At 60.1% G+C, this 19,313-nt stretch carries 9 protein-coding genes; 8 read left to right on the top strand and 1 reads right to left on the bottom strand.

Translation table 11 applies throughout. The annotated features are described in order from the left end of the window. Positions 1–961 precede the first annotated feature (961 nt). The 5 genes from J3R73_RS05390 to J3R73_RS31615 all read left to right on the top strand — a co-directional run bounded on the left by J3R73_RS05390 (position 962) and on the right by J3R73_RS31615 (position 16,363). Positions 962–11,599, top strand: a complete 10,638-nt coding sequence (locus J3R73_RS05390) for an SPM autocatalytic domain-containing protein (protein WP_307423371.1) — start codon at positions 962–964, stop codon at positions 11,597–11,599. 126 nt (positions 11,600–11,725) lie between these two features. Continuing rightward, on the top strand, positions 11,726–12,133 hold the full coding sequence (locus J3R73_RS05385) for a hypothetical protein (RefSeq protein ID WP_307423368.1): 408 nt from the start codon (positions 11,726–11,728) through the stop codon (positions 12,131–12,133). A gap of 136 nt (positions 12,134–12,269) precedes the next feature. Continuing rightward, positions 12,270–14,438, top strand: a complete 2,169-nt coding sequence (locus J3R73_RS05380; protein WP_307423365.1) for a type I secretion system permease/ATPase — start codon at positions 12,270–12,272, stop codon at positions 14,436–14,438. Further along, the gene (locus tag J3R73_RS05375) at positions 14,439–15,902 is read left to right on the top strand and encodes an HlyD family type I secretion periplasmic adaptor subunit (protein WP_307423362.1); all 1,464 of its coding nucleotides are present in this window, start codon (positions 14,439–14,441) and stop codon (positions 15,900–15,902) included. It begins immediately after the preceding gene. An 80-nt stretch (positions 15,903–15,982) separates the two neighbouring features. Further along, positions 15,983–16,363, top strand: coding sequence for a phospholipase D-like domain-containing protein (locus tag J3R73_RS31615; protein WP_503128786.1), 381 nt, complete (start codon positions 15,983–15,985; stop codon positions 16,361–16,363). Positions 16,364–16,387: 24 nt separating this feature from the next. On the opposite strand, the gene J3R73_RS05370 is transcribed toward J3R73_RS31615, so the two are convergent. Next, positions 16,388–16,846, bottom strand: coding sequence for a MarR family winged helix-turn-helix transcriptional regulator (locus J3R73_RS05370; protein WP_307423358.1), 459 nt, complete (start codon positions 16,844–16,846; stop codon positions 16,388–16,390). Positions 16,847–16,938: 92 nt separating this feature from the next. Here J3R73_RS05370 and J3R73_RS05365 point away from each other — a divergent pair, with 92 nt between their 5' ends. From J3R73_RS05365 to J3R73_RS05355, 3 genes are all read left to right on the top strand, one after another. Beyond that, positions 16,939–17,670 (top strand): SDR family oxidoreductase, encoded by a 732-nt coding sequence (locus tag J3R73_RS05365; RefSeq protein ID WP_307423354.1) that lies wholly within the window; start codon positions 16,939–16,941, stop codon positions 17,668–17,670. Positions 17,671–17,751: 81 nt separating this feature from the next. Next, entirely contained in the window at positions 17,752–18,516 is a 765-nt protein-coding gene (locus J3R73_RS05360; RefSeq protein WP_307423352.1) for an SDR family NAD(P)-dependent oxidoreductase, read from the top strand. An 89-nt stretch (positions 18,517–18,605) separates the two neighbouring features. Beyond that, positions 18,606–19,229 carry an NAD(P)-dependent oxidoreductase gene (locus J3R73_RS05355; RefSeq protein WP_307423349.1) on the top strand — a complete coding sequence of 208 codons (624 nt, stop codon included), beginning with the start codon at positions 18,606–18,608 and terminating at the stop codon, positions 19,227–19,229. Positions 19,230–19,313: the final 84 nt, after the last annotated feature.

Below are 19,313 nucleotides of genomic sequence, written 5' to 3'. Positions count from 1 at the left end.
TACGTCTGGGTCTTTTTCGTACGATTCCCGCACAATTACTGTAGGCAATACTACTCAGATCACTGACGCGGAGGGATTTACGACGACGATATCTCCTTCCGCAAGTGTGCCAAATGAGACCGTCACTACAATAGCTGATCCGAATGGCGCACCAATTGAAACAATCGTAAATGACCCCGATGTTGGTCAAATCAGCAGAACATATTATCCGGGATTTTTTACAGTAACGACCTTCAGCAATGGCGAGGTTTTTACGGTTGATCCTCCCTCTGACACGAGTACGGATATCGTTCCCGACTATCAAAATGGAACGGCTACCATCGTTATATCAAAAGATTTTGTGGAGATAAGTAGGAAGGTCGTACCCTTATCTGAAGCCGGCCTTCCCGCCGCCGGTCAGTGCTTTGCCGGTGGTACATTAATTCTACTTTCGGACGAAAGCCTTGTAGAGGTACAAGACATAGCTGTTGGTATGCGAGTGCTAAGTTTCTCAGATGAGGGATTTGGTCGTAGAAAACTAATCCCCAAAGCGGTATCTCGTATCTTTAGGGGGATCACACAGGAATGGCTGGTATTGTCGAATGGCACGGTGGTTACACCCAGTCATAATTTTCTAAATGAATTTGGAAAATTTGAGCAAATTGACAGTATTGTAGACCGGAGAGGTTTCGTAGTTACTGATTCCGGCCATCTGGAAGCGGTAACAGCGGTAAAGATTATATACTCTGAAGATACTCGCCGGCTTTTTGAGGAAGCCGAAGAATGCATTTACCCTACCACTGGAAGCTCTGCACTGGCGCCTCGCATCAAAAGAGGTTGGCGATCATATAATTTCGAGGTTAGTGAGTTTCATACGTATGTTGCTGGGGGCTTCAGGGTTCATAACGACTCCGTGTCCGACGCTCTCGGATACGAGTCTCAGTTGGGAAATGATCGATCTTTAGCGTCGGCGTACTCGGCTATGATGGCGGACACGAACGAGGAGGGACCGTCCGCCGCAAAAGTGGCGGCCTGGACGGCTGCCAATGCCGTTGATCCCGATAAGGATAGCGACCTGGCCGGCATTCCCGACAAGGCCGTCAGAGATATATTTGCCGCACAACAAGCTAATATCGCGGCTGGTCTCCCCGCGAATTATGGACTTGGTGTTTCCTCCAGTTTCGGCGGCACCATAGGCGCTATAACTGGCACATTCGTCGGGGGAATCGTCGGCGTAGCGGTCGGTGCAGTGGTGGGTGTCGCTGCCCTCGGGGTGACTGCTGTCGAGACCGCAGTTTCTGATATTGGCGAGGCTGCGGAGGGCGTGGGCGATGCCATCGGAGGCGCGGTATCCGCGATCGGTGGTGACATTGGTGGCGCCTTGGGAGCGATAGGCGGTGATATCGGCGGCGCAATTGGAGGCTTGGCAGCGGCGCTTGGCTTCGGATCCGATAACGGTAGCGGAGATTACGGCGGCGGCGACCCCGGCGATGGCAGCGACCCCGGCGACCCCGGCGATGGCAGCGACCCCGGCGACCCGGGCGGTGACGGACCGGTAATTTTGGACCTGGGTGGCAAAGGTCTGAAAATTAATCCCATCTCGTCATCAACAAAATTTGTCACCCTTAATGGTAATCCCTATCAATACAGGACCGCTTGGGCGGGCATCGGCAATGGCGTGCTCGTACTCGATTTCGATAACACCGGAACTATAGAACGGAAAAATCAGTATATTTTCACCGAATGGGATCCAAGCGCGACAAGCGATCTTCAGGCGCTCAAGGATGTCTTCGATACCAATCACGACGGCAAACTAGACGCCGGTGATGCCGACTGGGCCGACTTCAAGATCATGGTCAACGGTCAGCTCGAGAGTTTGTCTTCTCTTGGTATCCAGTCGATCGATCTTACTCCCACCGGCAGCGGCGAGACCTTCGTGGACGGCTCGGCCATTACAGGGACGACGACCTATACAAAGACCGATGGCACTACCGGGGCCGTCGGCGACGCCACCTTCGCGACGGATTCGAACGGGTATATCATTCATCAGACGGTGACCGACAATGCTGACGGTTCGGTGACCACTGAGATCCTCGGATACAATGCCGATGGCTCCGAGGCGTTCGAGAACCTTGTCACCGTCAGTGCAGATGGTCTTGATACAACCACAAAGTATGACGACAACGGCGATGGCGTGTTCGATCGCTCGCAAACGGACGATATCGTTGACAATGCTGACGGGTCGGTTACGGAAACTGTATCGGATTTCAATGTAGATGGCTCGCTAAAATACAAAACCGTCACGACAACGAGCGCCGATACAAAAACCGTAACGACGCTGTTGGATCAGAATGGTGACGGCGTCTACGACCAATCCGAGATCTTCGTTACGAGTTCCGATGGTTCCACAAGTACGACGACCAAATATCTAGCTCCCAATGGTTCGACCGAACGTGAGGCGCTGGTAACGACATCGGCGGACGGGCTCACGAAGACAACTCAGACCGATGATAGCGGGTCGGGCATTTTCGATCGTATAAACGTCGATACGATTGTCGTGAATGGGGACGGCAGCAGAACGGAGACGGTGACGGAGAAGAGCGCGGATGGAACTTTGTTATCGGAAAAGATAACATCGACGAGTGCCGATGCCCGCTCCAAGACGGTTCAGATCGATAATTCGGGCTCCGGCGTTTTCAATCTTGTCGAGGTGACTTCCATCGTCGTGAATGCCGACGGCTCGGTTTCCACAACGGTTCAAGACGAAAGCGCAAACGGCACGTTGGAGGATACCACCACAACCACCATCAGCGCGGATGGTTTGTGGAAATCGGTCGCATATTATCTCGACGGCAGCAGCACCGCCCGGGACACCAATTGGGACGTCTCGGCTGTCGGAGCGGATGGCTCGCGCACGGAGACGATCACGGATTACAGCGGCAACGGCACGCTTCTGGACAAGAGCGTGACGGTGACGAGCGCGGACGGCAAGACGATCACGACGACGACGGACGCGAACGGAGACGGTGCGACGGACGAGACCAAGACGATCGTCGTGAACGCCGCCGGTTCGACGACGACCGTCTCCGACTTCAGCGCCAATGGCACGCTGACCAGCCGTACATTGAGCACGACCTCCGCCGACGGGTTGTCGATGACGGTGAAGAAGGATGTCGACGGCGACGGCACATACGATGCGATCGAGACAAGCGTCACGCTCGTCAATGCCGATGGCTCGAGCACCAAGACCCTCACCGACACCAGCGCCAACGGATCGCTGATCGACAAGAGCGTGACGACGACGAGCGCCAACGGACTGACGCAAACCGCCCAGCAGGACGTCACCGGCGACGGCGCGTTCGACCGGGTGACAACGGATGCGGTGGTCCTGAACACGAACGGCAGTCGGACCGAGACGGTCTCCGTCAAGAGCGGCAACGGCACCCTGCTGTCTCAGACGGTGACCACGCTCAGCGCGGATCACAAGACGACCACGGAGACGATCGACAGCAACGGCGACGGCCATGTCGACGAGACGGACATATCGGTCCTAAACGCCGATGGCTCGACGACGCTGACGGCAACCGACACGAATGCCGATGGCTCCTTGAAATCGAAGACCGTTACCACGACCAGCGCCAACGGTCTCAGCAAGACGATTGGGACCGATGTGACAGGTGACGGAACCTACGATGGTTCTACCACGGACGTCACGGTGTTGAACGCGGACGGATCGAAAACGGAGACGATATCGGCATATAGCGGCAATGGCTCGCTTTTGTCGAAAGCCGTCACGATCACCAGCGGCAACGGCCTCTGGTCGATGACGCAGACGGACCAGAATGGTGACGGCGTTTTCGACAGCGAGACGACAGACGTTACAGCGCTCAATGCCGACGGATCGAAAACCCAAACGGTTTCGACCTACAACGGTGACGGTACCTCGCTTATCGACCAGACCGTGACGACGACAGGCGCCGATGGCTTGTGGAAATCGGTGGCGTCCTATGTCGGTAGCGGCGGCACGGCGGAGGATACCAAATGGGACGTGGTCTCCATAGGAGCCGACGGAACACGCGCGGAGACGATCACGGACTATGCCGCGAACGGCACTCTCTTGGACAAGAGAGCCACGGTGACGAGCGCTGATCGCAAAACGGTCACGACGACGATCGACAACAATGGCGACGGGTCGACGGATGAGACCAAGACGACCGTCGTTAATGCGGATGGTTCGACGACGACGACCACTTCAACGTTCGACACCGGCGGAAATCCGACTTCGAAGTCCATCAGAACCGTGAGCGCCACCGGCTTGTCGACGACGGTTCAGACCGATCTCGACGGCAATGGCACCGTTGATCAATCATCGAGCGATGTCACCGCCCTCAACGCCGACGGTTCGAAGACGGAGACGATCTCGGATTTTCGAGCCGACGGCACACTGCAAGACATGATGGTCGTCATCACAAGCGCGAATGGACTATCTAAAACGATCCAGGCAGACGCGAATGGTGACGGCACTTTCGATCGGACCGAGACCGATGTAAAGACGCTGAATGCCGACGGCTCGACCGTCGAGGTCGTCTCGGACCTCAATGCGAACGGCAGCTTGCACGACAAGACGACGACCACGACCAGCGCAAACCAGCTGACCCAGACCGTTCAAAAGGACATCAACGGGGATGGCGTTGTCGATCAGACCATCGTCACCAGGACCAACGCAGACGGTTCCGTGACGACCGTCAGCATGGACGGGACGGTGCACTCGATTACGGGGCGCAGCTGGGGCTCGATCGATACCACGGCCGAAACCGTGAGCGCGAACGGTCTTTCCAAGACAATTCAGATCGACACCAGCGGCGACGGCCTGGCAGATGAGCAGAGGACGGACGTCACCGTGCTCGATGCCGATGGTTCAAAGGTCGAGACCATCACCGATTCGACCTTGACCGGTGGCAGCACGACCTCCGCCAACCCGGCATATACGGCGACGGCCAAGGATCAGGAGGTCATTACCACCAGCGCGGACGGATTGACCACGACGACGCAATGGGATCTCGCCGGTGCCGGAACATTCGGAGAGAGCAAGACCGACCAGACGGTGCTGAACACGGATGGATCGAAAACAGAGACTGTCAGCAACTATTCGGGCGGGACGCTCAGCAGCCGATACCAAACCACAACCAGTGCCGACGGCCTGATTCAGAGCGGTAAACTCGATGCCGGTGGGACGGGCACCTACACTCAGCTGTCGAGCAATATCACTGTCGTCAACGCTGACGGCTCCAAGACGCAGACGATCACGGATACGAATGCCGATGGCTCGCTCATTGCCAAGGCCGTGATTGTCACCAGCGCCAACGGCCTCTCCACAACCGTAGAGAAGGATCCGAACGGCACAGGGAACTTTACCGAGTCGACCGATAACAGCAGCGTCGCCCTGGCTGATGGCTCCACCGCCGCCACCACCAGCCATTTCAATGCCGATGGATCGCTCAGGGATAAGACGGTTACCCTAACGAGTGCCAATCAGAGTGTCGTTGAAATCAGCCGCGACGCCAATGGAGACGGACAGGTCGACCAGACCGAAGCGACGATCAAAGCGGCGGACGGGAGTACGACCCGGATCACGACAGACTTCGGCGCCAGTGGCGTCGAGCAGGACCAGGAAGTCGTCGAAGTCAGCGCCGACGGCCTCGTGACGACAACCCTGTGGGATACCGACGGCGACGGCATTGTCGATCGCATGCGTACGGAAACCGTGACGCTGAATGCGGACGGCTCGTCCAGCGACTCTATTACCGACACGGCGGTGAGTACCAAGTCCGCCAGCGGGGTGACGACATCCTACGTGAACGCCGATCAGCAGCAGTTCAGATCGGATCTGGCCGCAGCGATCGGCCAACTCGGGGGAACGAACGCTCCCTTCCCGACAGCGGCTTCCGGCGGGGGCACATCTCCTCCCAGCGAGGCCTATAGTTACCAGACGGTGGCAAGCGCCACGGGCAATGCCGCTCCGACGGGGGGCGGTACGACGACGATGTCACCGATCAACTTGGAGACCGTTACGACGACTGTCAGCGCGGATGGGCGGACACAGACAACGACGCAGCCATTTGTCGTGGTGACAAATGTTCCGCAATCTGAATCAACGAACCCTCATACCGGTGAGACAACCATAATCCCCGGGTACTCTTACAATAGCACGGCATACAAAACGACGACGGTGACAAAAAATCCCGACGGATCAACAACGACGACTGTTTCCAATCCGAATACCTATATCGATTCGAGGTCTGGACGTACGGTCTCTACCAATATCGCCTTGGAGCTTTCTTCCAGTCCGGGGTTGGTCACTTGGACTTCTGCTTTGAGAAGCAGCGATCCGACGAACGCTGCCCTTGCGTTTCAGGTCGATTCCATGAAGCAATCGCTTACCAATGCTTCGGGGGCTTCTGGCGTAACCACGATCAATCCGACTATCGCTGTGGAGACAATCACCACAGTCAGCGCCGACGGATTCACCCGGACGGTGCAGTCCGATTATGACGGCAACGGGACGTTTGAACATACCGAGACCTGGCATACGCAAATTGATGGCTCCCAGGTCGGTCTCATTCAAGACGTCAATGCGAGCGGCGTGGTCATCGCAAAAGGTACCGAAACCATCAGTGCCGATGGCCTGACCACGACGCTTAAGGAGGATTCCGAAAATTCCGGCGTCATCAATCACATCGATACGTCGGTAGAGGCGATCGACGGCAGCCGCACGGAGACGATCACCGATCTCAACCAAGACGGCTCGTTGAAGCAGACCGTTGTCATAAATGTCAGCGCCAACGGTCGGTCATCCTCAATGGTCACCACGCAAGCTCCGTCCACCTCGGGCGGGATAGCTTCGTCGGCGACCACCATTTTCGGCGACGGTGTCCGGGCGAATGTCGCAAATTCGAACGGAACAGCCACGATCACGGGGAACGGCAACGTCCTCAGTTTGGCCAACGCCAGTGAGACAGCCTCGATCACAGGCACGGGCAACATCTTCGATCTCGACAGCAATGCCGTCCTGAGCATAGCAGGAGGAACCGGAAGCATCATCGATGTCGAAGGTGTCGGCGACACCTTGACCGCAAGTTCATCTGTGATCAATATTGATGCAGGCGGCGGTGTCGCTGTCTCCGGGACGCATAATACGATCAATATAACGGGTGACGGCATCCTCGCCGCAAGTGGCAATAGCAATACGGTCGTTGTCTCAGGATCGGGCGCTACCGTTTCGATGACCGGGAGTGGCGAGACTGCGACGATCACAGGCGGCTCACTCAGCCTTGGCGGTTCCACGACAATTACGGTCACCGGCAGCTGGAATGCTGTCCAGGAGAGCACGAACGACGCACTGACAACCACCAGCACCGGCTACACACTCGACGTCACGGGCACGGGCGATGCGGCGACGCTCTCCAACTCGGCCGTGACGGTCGAGACGGGCGGCGTGCTCACGCTGACGGGCACCAACGATACGGTGAAGGTGAACGGCGCGGGCAAGGTGACGGTGTCGAGCGCGACCGACACCATCGACATGACGGGCGCCGGCGAGACGGTGACGATCACCCCCGGCTCGGGCTCGGTGACGGTGGAGGCCGGTGCCGGCGGCACGGTGACGGGCAACAGCGACAGCGTAACGGTCCAGGGCGGCGCGACGCTGACACTCTCGGGCACCGGCGACACGGTAACGGTGAACGGCACCGGCGATGCGCTGACGGTCGGCTCGGCGACGATCAATGTCGGGGCGAGCGGCGGCGCGACGGTGACGGGCGCCAACAACACCATCAACGTCGCCGGCGGCGGCTCGGTGTCGGTGGCCGGCAACTCGAACCATGTCACGGCGACGGGTCCGGGCGCCACCGTGACGATCGCCAGCGGCGCCAGCGACACGGTCACCGTGTCGAACGGCACGGTCGGCCTGGGCGGCTCGGTGTCGCTGACGGTGTCGGGATCGAACGACGCGCTGATCGAAGGCACCAGCGACACGCTGTCGGTGACCGGCACGGGTTACACGCTTGACGTCACCGGCACGGGCGACACGGCGACGCTCTCCAACTCGGCCGTGACGGTCGAGACGGGCGGCGTGCTCACGCTGACGGGCACCAACGATACGGTGCGGGTAAACGGCGCAGGCAAGGTGACGGTGTCGAGCGCAACCGACACCATCGACATGACCGGAGCCGGCGAGACGGTGACGATCACCCCCGGCTCGGGCACGGTGACGGTGGAGACCGGTGCCGGCGGCACGGTGACGGGCAACAGCGACAGCGTAACGGTCCAGGGCGGGGCGACGCTGACGCTGTCGGGCACCGGCGACACGGTGACCGTGAACGGCACCGGCGATGCGCTGACGGTCGGCTCGGCGACGATCAATGTCGGGGCGAGCGGCGGCGCGACGGTGACGGGCGCCAGCAACACCATCAACGTCGCCGGCGGCGGCACGGTCTCGGTGGCCGGCAACTCGAACCATGTCACGGCCACGGGCTCAGGCGCCACGGTGACGATCGCCAGCGGCGCCAGCAACACGGCGAACGTGTCGAACGGTACAGTGAAGCTGGGCGCGTCCATCGTCGCGGCGCTCTCCGGGTCCAATGACGCCATTACAGTGAGCGGCAGCGATACGCTGAGTGGGACGGCAAGTGGCGGCACACTCGATGTTACGGGCGTCGGGAACGTCGTGAGCCTTTCGAACGCGGCGGTGACCGTCGAAAACGGTGCCGTTCTGACCCTTACCGGCACCAACGACACCGTCACGGTGAAGGGGACCGGCACGGTGACGGTGTCGAGTGCGACCGACACCATCGACATCACCGGATCGGGAGAGACGGTGTCGGTGACAGGCGGCGCCGGATCGGTGACGGTCGAAAGCGGTGCCGGCGGCACGATCGCGGGCAACAATGACGCAATCACGTTGCAAGGAAACAATACGATCAACGCTACGGGTACAGGCGATGTCATCGACGTCAGCGGCACGGGCAATCAGATCACGACGAGCTCAGCAGCCATCACGGTGGAGGCGGGAAGCAGCGTCACCTTGATCAAAGCGGCCGGGACCACGAGCCCCTCGCCGGTGGCTGGCGTTACGCTCTGGAACTCGGCCGTGCCGGCCAAGAGCATCATCACCGTGAGTGCCGATGGTCTCACCAAGACGGTGCAATCCGATTATGATGGCAACGGAACGTATGAGCATACCGAAGTGTGGCAAAAGCAGATCGATGGCTCGCAGATTGCGACCATACAGGATGTAAACGCGAGCGGGGCGGTAATCGCTACGGGGACAGAGACGGTTAGCGCCGATGGGCTCACAACAAGTCTCCGGGAAGACAGCACCAACGCGGGCTATGTCAGTCACATTGATACCTGGGTAACAAACGCCGACGGCACACATACGGAGACGATCACCGATCTTAACGCAAGTGGCGGAGTGGTCGACAAGACAATCAATACAACGACAGCACAGGGCGTTTGGACCAAGCAGGACATTACCTCTTCCGATGGAACGCGCCAGATATTCCTCTACAACATTCCGGGCTATCCCAACGCAACACGGGAGATAGAAACCTACAACTCTGCCGGCTCCATCGTTCAGGAACAGGCCAATTTCAGTAACGGGGGCCAGGTTAATCTGGGTTACGGGGTTAAAGGCGAGATGATGACGTTCTTTTATCCCGGCGGCGGCTCCAACTGGGCTCCTTACGGAGGTGCCCTGACACCGGATGCCGTGCTGTCCCATGGTTCGACCGTGGGCTCATCGCCCACGCCCGTCATCCTCGACCTTGCAGGCGACGGCCTGTCGATCACGCCCCTGTCTTCATCCACTCAGTTCGTCGATAACAGCGGTGATGGCTCGCAGCAGCGGACGGCCTGGGCGGGTGCCGGAAATGGCGTTCTGGTTGTCGACCTCAATGGGGACGGCCAGATCACGCAAAGCGACGAATACGTCTTTACCGACTGGGACCCGACCGCCACAAGCGATCTGCAGGCGCTCAAGGATGTGTTCGATACCAACAATGACGGTGAGCTCGACGATGGCGACGCAGACTGGACAAAATTCAAGGTCATGGTCAACGGCAAGCTCGTCTCGCTGGACTCGCTCGGCATCACGTCGATCAATCTCAGTTCCACCGGAAGCGGAGAGATCTTCAACGACGGCTCCGCCATCAATGCGACCAGTACCTATACCAAAGCAGACGGTACGACCGGGCAGGTCGGCGACGCCACCCTGGTACAGGATAGCAGCGGCTATCTGGTGCATCAGAGCGTTGTCAGCAACGCCGACGGCTCCACGACCACGGATATCGTCGGCGACAACACGGACGGTAGTGAAGCATTCGAGAACATCGTCACGGTGAGCGCCGACGGGTTGGATCGGACCATCGAATATGACGATGCCGGCGACGGCACCTTCAATCGGTCGCAAACCGACGACAAGGTAGTCAATGCCGACGGCTCGACGACGGAAACCGTATCCGACTTCGAGGCCGACGGCTCTCTCATGGACAGGACGGTGAATACGGTGAGCGCCGATGGCCATACCGAGACGGTCGATATCGACCGCGACGGCAATGGCATCGACGACTATTCAGCGACCGAAGTTGTCAATGCAGACGGTTCAAGCACGACTGTGACTACCAATTTTGCGAGGGACGGTTCCACCATCAACCAGATTGTCGTGAGCGCCAGCGCCGACGGCCTGAGCAAGACCACCACGACCACCTATAATGGAGCCAGCGAACTCGATAGCGTTGAGACCGATGGTGTGATCGTCAACGCCGATGGCAGCCGAACAGAGACGGTGATCGATACCGGCTATGAGGGGAAACTTCTTGATGAGACGGTGACGACGACGAGTGCGGACGGTCGAAACAAGACCATTCAGACCGACAGCACCGGCAGCGGCGTCTTCGACAGCATTGAGACCTCCGCTATGGTCGTGAACGCGGATAACTCAGTCACAACGACTGTACAGGACAGGAATGCCGACGGCTCGCTGCGAAACGAAACGGTTTCGACCATCACGGCCGATGGTCTGTCGAAGACAACGTCGGTCGATAGTGACGGGGATGGCGCGTTCGACAAGGTAACGTCAGATGTGACGACCGTGGCGGCCGATGGCTTGCGCGTTCACACCGTTACCGACCTGGATGGCGCAGGCACACAACTCGACAAAGCTGTAAGCTTGGCAAATACAGGGTCGAGTGTGACGACAGCAAGTTTGGACACCTCGAACACCTCGATCAATCTCAGCACCGATATTGGCTTGACGGTTAACGGCGATGCCAACACGATCACGATCGGTCATGACTCGTCCGTTTCCCTGTCTGGAGGGAACGATACCTTCGTGTTCGCGCCGAGTTTCGGCCACGACACCGTTACCGGCTATACGCCATCCGGAACGGCGGCCGACCAGATTGATATCAATCATACCGTATTTGCCGATTGGGCTCACCTTCTGGCCGCTTCGACACAATCCGGCAGTGATGTGATCATAACCGCCGATGCCAATGACAGCATTACGTTGAAGAACACGACGGTGGCCAGTCTGCAGCAAAGCAATTTCCACTTCACCTGAGATTTCCGCCAAGCAAACGTCAGATGGCGCTCGCGGTGTCATCTGCCGCCATTCAGGCCGCGGGAAGCCATTTGGACAGCTTAATTTCCGGCACTATTTCTGCCTCAGGTTGTGATCGGGTTTCCAATGTCGAATCAATCCTTACCGCAAAGCCTTCTCGCCTTGCTCGACGTCAACCACGCGCCCATCGGCCATGACGTGGATCAAACATCCCAGCAAGGGTCGACCGATGATCTTGGCTTGGCTCATGCGCTGGGTGCCGCCGCCGGGTGGGCGGATCGCTTCGTCTATTCACCTGCCGCAACTCAACCGATTGCCGCCATCGAGACGGATGTAGCGTCCTTTGCCTCCAACCTCCAAGACTCCATCCAGCCTTCCCTCCACCATTTTTTTGACGATTGGATCAACCTCCTGGCGCCATGGACGCAGGCAGGCGCGGCGACCTTTGAGGCATCGGTTCTCGACAAGATCCATGACATTGGCTTCGGCACAGCCAGCGATCTTCATCTCCCGAAGAACGGCCATCCTCAATGATGCGGATGAAGACACGGCACCGGTATCGCGGCCAAGCTCTCACGAAGCTGCTTGTCCAATTGCCGGAGAGATTCACCGTCACGCGCCATGTCGTCGAAGCGACGAACACGATCACTGTCTTTTCTTCGGATAACGGATGTCGGTAGACAGCTCCGGCACGATCGATGCCCCGCCCGAGCAGCCCGACTCAGGCCTGCGGGCGCTTTGCGGCATTGCCGCCTTTTTCAGAATTGCGGCCGACCCGAAACATCTCGCCAAGGAGTTGGCGCTGACCGGCCGTCTCGCCGGCGAACGCGATCTCGTCCGGGCTGCCGGCCTCGTCGGCCTCAAGGCCCGCATTGTCGGCAAGCTCACGGCCAAGCGGCTCGAAACGATTCCTGTTCCCGCCATTGTTCGGATCAGGGATGGTTCGTTCCACGTCTTCGGCGGCAAGAATCCGAGCGGCAGGTTTCGGCTGGTTGATCCGGTCACCCGCACCGACAAGGAACTGACCGTCGAGGCATTGCTCGAGGAGATCGGTTCCCAGGTCATCCTGGTTGGTCGCCGCCTCCGCGGTGCGGGATCCGATCCCCGCACCTTCGGCCTTGCCTGGTTCCTGCCGTCGATCTGGCGCTACCGCGAACCGCTGGCGCATGTGCTGCTGGCTTCCCTGTTCGTGCAGATCTTCGCCCTGGTCACGCCCTTGTTCTTTCAGGTCGTCGTCGACAAGGTCTTGACCCACAAGGGCTATTCGACGCTGTTCGTTCTCGTCGCCGGCATCGCCATCATCGGCTTGTTCGATGTCGCGCTGCAATATCTGCGCAGCTATGCCCTGTCCCACACCACCAATCGTATCGACGTCGAGCTCGGACAGAAACTGTTCCAGCACTTGCTGCGGCTGCCGCTCGGCTATTTCGAGACGCGTTCGGCCGGGCAGACGGTCGCCCGCGTCAGGGAACTCGAGACGATCCGCAATTTTCTGACCGGGCAAGGGCTGTTCTCGGCCATCGATCTCGTATTCACCGTCGTTTTCATTGCCGTGCTCTACGCCTATTCCTGGAAATTGACGCTGATCGTGGTGGGATCGATCCCCCTCTATATCCTCATCGGCTTCCTGGTTCGGCCCTCCCTGCGCGAGATGATCAAGGAGAAATTCAACCGCGGCGCTGTCAGCCAGCAATTCCTGGTGGAGGCGATCGTCGGTATCCACACCGTCAAGGCCGGCGCGGTCGAGCCTGTGATGCAGGCTCAATGGGCAGAACGGCTCGCGGCCTATGTTCGAACGGCCTTCGATGCCACCATGCTCAGCGCCGGCGGCCAGAACGCCATTCAATATCTCAGCAAGCTCTCGACCGCGCTCCTGCTCCTGTTCGGCGCCAAGGCGGTGATCGACGGCGAATTGTCGGTCGGCGCGCTCGTCGCCTTCAACATGATCGCCGGGCAAACCGTCCAGCCCGTTCTGCGCCTCTCCCAGATCTGGCAGGATTTTCAACAGGTGCAGATCTCGATCGATCGGCTCGGCGACATTCTGAACACGCCGACCGAACGCGCGCCGCAGACGAGTCTCGTGCTCCCCACGCCAAAGGGAGCGGTCGAACTGCGCAATATCACCTTCCGCTACCGTCCGGGGGCGCAGGAAGTCCTCAAATCGGTGTCGCTGTCGATCCGGCCCGGTGAGGTGATCGGCATCGTCGGGGCCTCGGGTTCGGGCAAGTCGACCCTCACCAAGCTGATCCAGCGGCTCTACATGCCGGAGGAAGGACAGATTCTGCTCGACGGCATGGACCTGTCTCAGGTCGACCCCGCCTGGCTGCGCAGCCAGATCGGCGTCGTCCTGCAGGAAAATCTCCTGTTCAACCGGACGATCCACGAGAACATCGCCTTCGCCAATCCGGCGCTTCCGCGCGCCAATGTCATCGCCATCGCCCGTCTTGCCGGCGCCGACGAGTTCATCGCCAAGCTCGCCCAGGGCTATGACACCGTGATCGAGGAGCGCGGCGCCAATCTCTCGGGCGGACAACGCCAGCGTATCGCCATCGCCCGTGCGCTCGCCACCAATCCGCCCATCCTCATCTTCGACGAGGCGACGTCGGCGCTCGACTATGAAAGCGAACGCGTCATCCAGACCAACATGCGCCAGATCGTCCAGAACCGGACGGTGATCATCATCGCACACCGCCTGGCGGCGGTCAGGCCCTGCAACCGCATCGTCGGCATGGCTGACGGCCGCATCGTCGAAATCGGCAGCCATGCCGAGCTCCTGGGCAAGCCAGGCGGCCTCTATGCCCGCTTGTGGTCCCTGCAGAACGATCAGGCGAGTGCCTGAATGAATGCGATCACACCGCCCCCGACTTCAGGCCAGCCCATACCGCCCTCCAGGCCCCCGCGCGCCCGACGGTCCGACCAGGAGTTTCTCGCGCCCGCCCTGGAGATCCTGGAAACGCCGCCGTCGCCGGTGCGGCTGGCGCTGATCGTGATCATCTGCACGTTCGTTGCCACGTCTCTGACCTGGGCCTATCTCGGCCGGATCGATATCATCGCCTCGGCCCAGGGCAAGCTGCAGCCGACCGGGAGGGTCAAGGTCATTCAGCCACTCGAGACCGGCAAAGTTGGGGTCATGCCGCCATCGGATGGCACCCATGTCGAGCGCGGCGACCTCCTCCTTCAGCTCGATTCGACCGAAGAGGTCGCAGACGAACAAGCTCTTACCAAGGACGTCGCCTCTTTCACCGCCGAGGCAACACGTCGGCGAGTGGCGATCGATGCTGCACGCTCCAAAAGACTGGAGCCGGTTCCGGCAATCGGGTGGACCGATGACGTCGATTCCCAACTGCGCAGGCGCGAGCAGAACATCCTCACGGGGGACCTCAATCAGCTGGCCTCGGCCATCGCGTCGCTGACGGCACAGCGCGAGGAGAAGCTCATCGAGCGGGACAGGTTCGCTGCGACCATCGAAACGCAGAAATCCCTGATCGCGACTCTGCAGGATCGCGTCACGATGCGTACCACGGCGGAATCCATGCAGGCCGATACCAAATCGAGCGTCATCGACGCCACCGAGACACTCAAATACCAGATCACCCAGCTCGCCATCCAGGAGGGGCAGATGGCGGATGCGGAAGCCGGCGCTGCGGTCCTGGAGCGGGAAACGGACAAGACGCGCGAGGCGTTCATCAGCGACAACAGCGAGAAGCTCGGCGATGCCGAGCGCCAGATCGATGACCTGACCGAGAAGCTGATCAAGGCGCGTGCGGAGAGGGAGCGCAAGACCATGCTCAGCCCGATTTCCGGCACGGTCCAGGCTTCCGTCGTGACCACGGTGGGTCAGGTGGTGACCGTAGGGCAAGAGGTCATGCGTATCGTTCCCGACGATTCCAAGCTTGAACTCGAAGTCTATGTGCTCAATACGGACATCGGCTTCGTCAAGAAGGGCCAGGAAGCCGTCGTCAAGCTCCAATCCTTCCCATTCACCCGGTACGGCACGATCACCGCTCATGTCACCAATGTCGCGACCGACGCCATTCCCGAGCCGGACGCGACGCAGCTCGAGGGCAATCCCGTGGCATCGCTCAGCAGTGCGACCTTCGCGGGCGCAGAGCGTACGCAGAACCTGGTGTTTCCGGTGACCCTGGCGCCCGACAAATCCGTTATGACGGCCGACGGCCATACTGTGCCGCTTACGCCCGGCATGGCGGCCACCGTCGAGATCAAGACCGACAGCCGTCGCATCCTCGAATACGTCTTCTCGCCGATCGTCGAGGTAACCTCGGAGGCTTTCAAGGAGCGATAGCACTTGAAAATCTACGCAAGACGCCTGGAGATCCATTAGCCCCTTTCGGGAACAAAGCTCGTTTTAGGGATCGTGTCCAAGTGATTGGCGAAGCTCGAAAGCAGATCCTCGTGCGAGCCTATGGCTTCACCTCGCCGCCGATCCTGGATGCGATCAAGGCAGCCGCAGAGCGCGGTGTTGAAGTGCTGGTGATCCTGGGGGCGTTGCGTTCATTGGACCCAAAAAGCCCTCGTCCGGGTTCATACGGACGAGGGCTTTGTTGGAATGTCTGGTTGCGGGGGGGCTCGCAACACCCGATTCTTGCGATTGGTCGAGAGGGCCATTCCCCGTCTGGTTGCGTAGGTAGATTGACCGTTGCCCACCGAAGGTGGAAGGCCACACGTTCGAAGCGTGTCCGGGCGCACCACCTCTCAGAAGACTTTGGCGTCAACCTGTGGCCCGTAGTCGGGCTCGGCGTGTAGCTACGCATCGCAAGCGACCGGCCATTATTCCTGAGCAGGCCGTCTGCCGCCCTCTCGCCGCCGGCGCGAGACAAGTTCGCCTTCGATACGCCGTAACGTCGAGGTGAGATGATTGATCTTGGCAGGGTCGTCCTCGATTCCTCCCAATAGCCGGTCCCATTCCTCGCCGAGCCGCCGCCGGCTCTCGCGTGCAAGGGCCGTCGGATAGAGGTTTACCCGCCGCGCATCCTTCGCGTCAGGCTCGCGACTTACCAGCCCCTTCTCCTCAAGGCCGCGCAGGATCCTGCTGAAATTGCTGGACGTCAGGAGCGTGGCTTCAGACGCCGCGCGCGGGGAGGTGCCCGGATTGCGGCTGATAAACCGCATGACACTGCTCTCGATGGGCGTGCATGCCCCAATCGCCTGATCCCCTGGCTGGATCAGTCGCCCGACCGCGAGGATCAGCTCTGCGAGATCGGAAAGGCTAGCGGTGTCGTCGTGCACGGGAGCGCCGTTCCTTATCAAATAATAGCTATTGTATGATAACTATCTTCTGATAGCATACAATCGATTATACCAGATAGGGAACCATCTCGATGGATATCAACAACGCTGTGGTGCTCGTCACCGGCGCATCGTCAGGCATCGGGGCGGCCACGGCGCGATCCGCATCGCGCGCCGGCGCGAAGGTCGTGCTGCTCGCGCGCCGCGAGGACCGTATCCGCCAACTCGCGGAGGAGCTGGGCGAGGCTCTTCCGGTCCGCTGCGACGTCACCGATGCAGCGCAGATCGCGTCTGCTGTGCAAGCGGCCATGGACCGGTTCGGGCGTATCGACGTGCTGGTGAACAATGCCGGCCAAGGCGCCGGGAGCACAATCGGCGAGATCGACCCCGAGGGTTTCCGCGCCCTCCTGAATCTCAACGTCGTGGCGCCGCTGCTCATGATGCAGGCCGTGCTTCCCTTCATGCGCCAACAGGGGGGTGGCAGCATCGTCAACGTCAGCTCCGGCATCATTTTCGGCGCGCAGCCCGGGTCCGGTGCGTACGGCTCCTCCAAAGCTGCGCTGGCGAAGCTTTCCGCCGTGGCGCGGACCGAACTGGCGAGCGTCGGCATCGTCGTCTCCACGATGTATCCGTTCATCACCGCGACCGAGTTTCTGAAGTCGCTGCAGACAGGTCATGAAATGGCGTCGCAGCTGGAAACCAGCCACGCGCCGCAGCCTGACAAGCCGGAACGGGTGGCGGAGGCGATTCTCGACCTGATCCGGACCGGCGCCGAACAGGCCGACCGGGTCCCTGAGAAGTTCGGGGGCACCCTCAAGGACTGAACGCCCAAGATGTGAACATCCGGGCCTGGGGAAGACCGCTTTCCAGGTTCGCCAAACGGCGGCCATACAGGAGATCTGGATATGCGTTTCGACCACAAGATCGCAGTCATTACCGGAGCAAGCAAAGGCATTGGCAAGGCTGTCGCCACTCGGCTCGCAAATGAGGGCGCGGCGGTTGTCATCAACTACGCTCATAGCCCATTGGCTGCCGACGCGCTCGTCTCAGAACTGAGCGAGCAGGGACTCAACGCTACCGCGTTTCGGGCGGACGTCAGCAAAGCGGCGGAGCGACGAGCGCTTGTTGATCACGTCATCCAGACGTTCGGTCGCATCGACATCCTGGTGAGCAACGCAGGAATCGATCACTTCGGAAAATTGGACCAAATCACCGAAGAGGACTTTTCGCGCGTATTCTCACTGAATGTCGCTGGGCAACTCTTCGTCACCCAGGCCGCAGTCCCTCACATGACGGCAGGCGGCCGCGTGGTGCTGACCTCCTCGATCAGTGCTCGCCATTCGATCTTCCATCATACGCTCTATGCCGCGAGCAAAGCCGCGGTTTCCGCGATGGTTCTCAACCTCGCGCCGGAACTGGGCTTGCGCGGGATCAACATCAACGCTGTGGCGCCGGGCGGCACGGAGACGGACATGGCGAAAGAGACGGGTAAGCTCTACGTCCGTCCAGCCCTGGAAGGGGTGCCGATCGACGTCCTGATGAAGGCCGGCTCCGCTCTGCAGCGAATGGGCCGCCCGGAAGAGATCGCTGGCGCTGTCGCATTCCTTGTTTCTGACGACGCATCGTTCGTCACGGGCAGCACCCTCGCCGTCGACGGGGGGGAGTATTGAGACCTCCGCTCCTGAACTGACCCGCGGCCTGGAACTGACGCGTTAGCGAGCTGCGGTGCCGCGGCTCTCTCCAAAAAGAGGAAAGCAATATGAATGTTCTGATCATTGGATCGGCCGGCAAGACGGGGGCGATCGTCGTCGAGCGGGCCGTGGCGGCCGGGCATGTCGTGACCGCGTTCGTTCGCGATGCAACGACGTATCGCGCACCCGCGAACGTCCGCGTCGTCGCGGGGGATGCGACCGATCAGACGAGCGTGGACAAAGCGATGGCCGGACAGGATGCCGTGATCGATACGATCGGCGGGAAGACGCCCTACCGCAAGACGACGCTCGAGCGCAGCGTCGCCGGCGCGGTCGTCGCAGCGATGAAGGCAAACGGTGTGAAGCGCGTCATCGTCATCAGCTCGTTCGGGGTCGGCGACTCGGCCGACCAGGTGGGTTGGTTCGTGGAGCACGTGATTGTGCCGACGTGGCTGCGCGGCTCGACCGAAGACAAGGCTGCGATGGAAGCGGTCGTCCGGGCGAGCGGCATTGCCTTCGTCATCGTCCGCCCCGCGATGCTCACCGACGACGTCGCCACCGGAAACGTAAAGGTGTTTCAGGGACACGACACCGCCCACAAGATCTCCCGGGCCGACGTGGCGCAATTCTGCGTCGATCAGTTGACGAGCGACGAACATGTCGGCCGCGCGGTGACAATCGCCAACTCGTGAAGGGGCGTCACCAATGAGAACTCCGGGAATTTGAAAGGGAAGTCCACTATGGAAAACAAGGCAGAGGAGCACGTCATCATTGAC

It is taken from the genome of Labrys monachus (genome assembly GCF_030814655.1).
In the GTDB taxonomy this organism is placed as follows: domain Bacteria; phylum Pseudomonadota; class Alphaproteobacteria; order Rhizobiales; family Labraceae; genus Labrys; species Labrys monacha.
The sequence above is the reverse complement of the archived record's forward strand: the minus strand, read 5'-3'. Positions and strand labels throughout refer to the sequence as shown.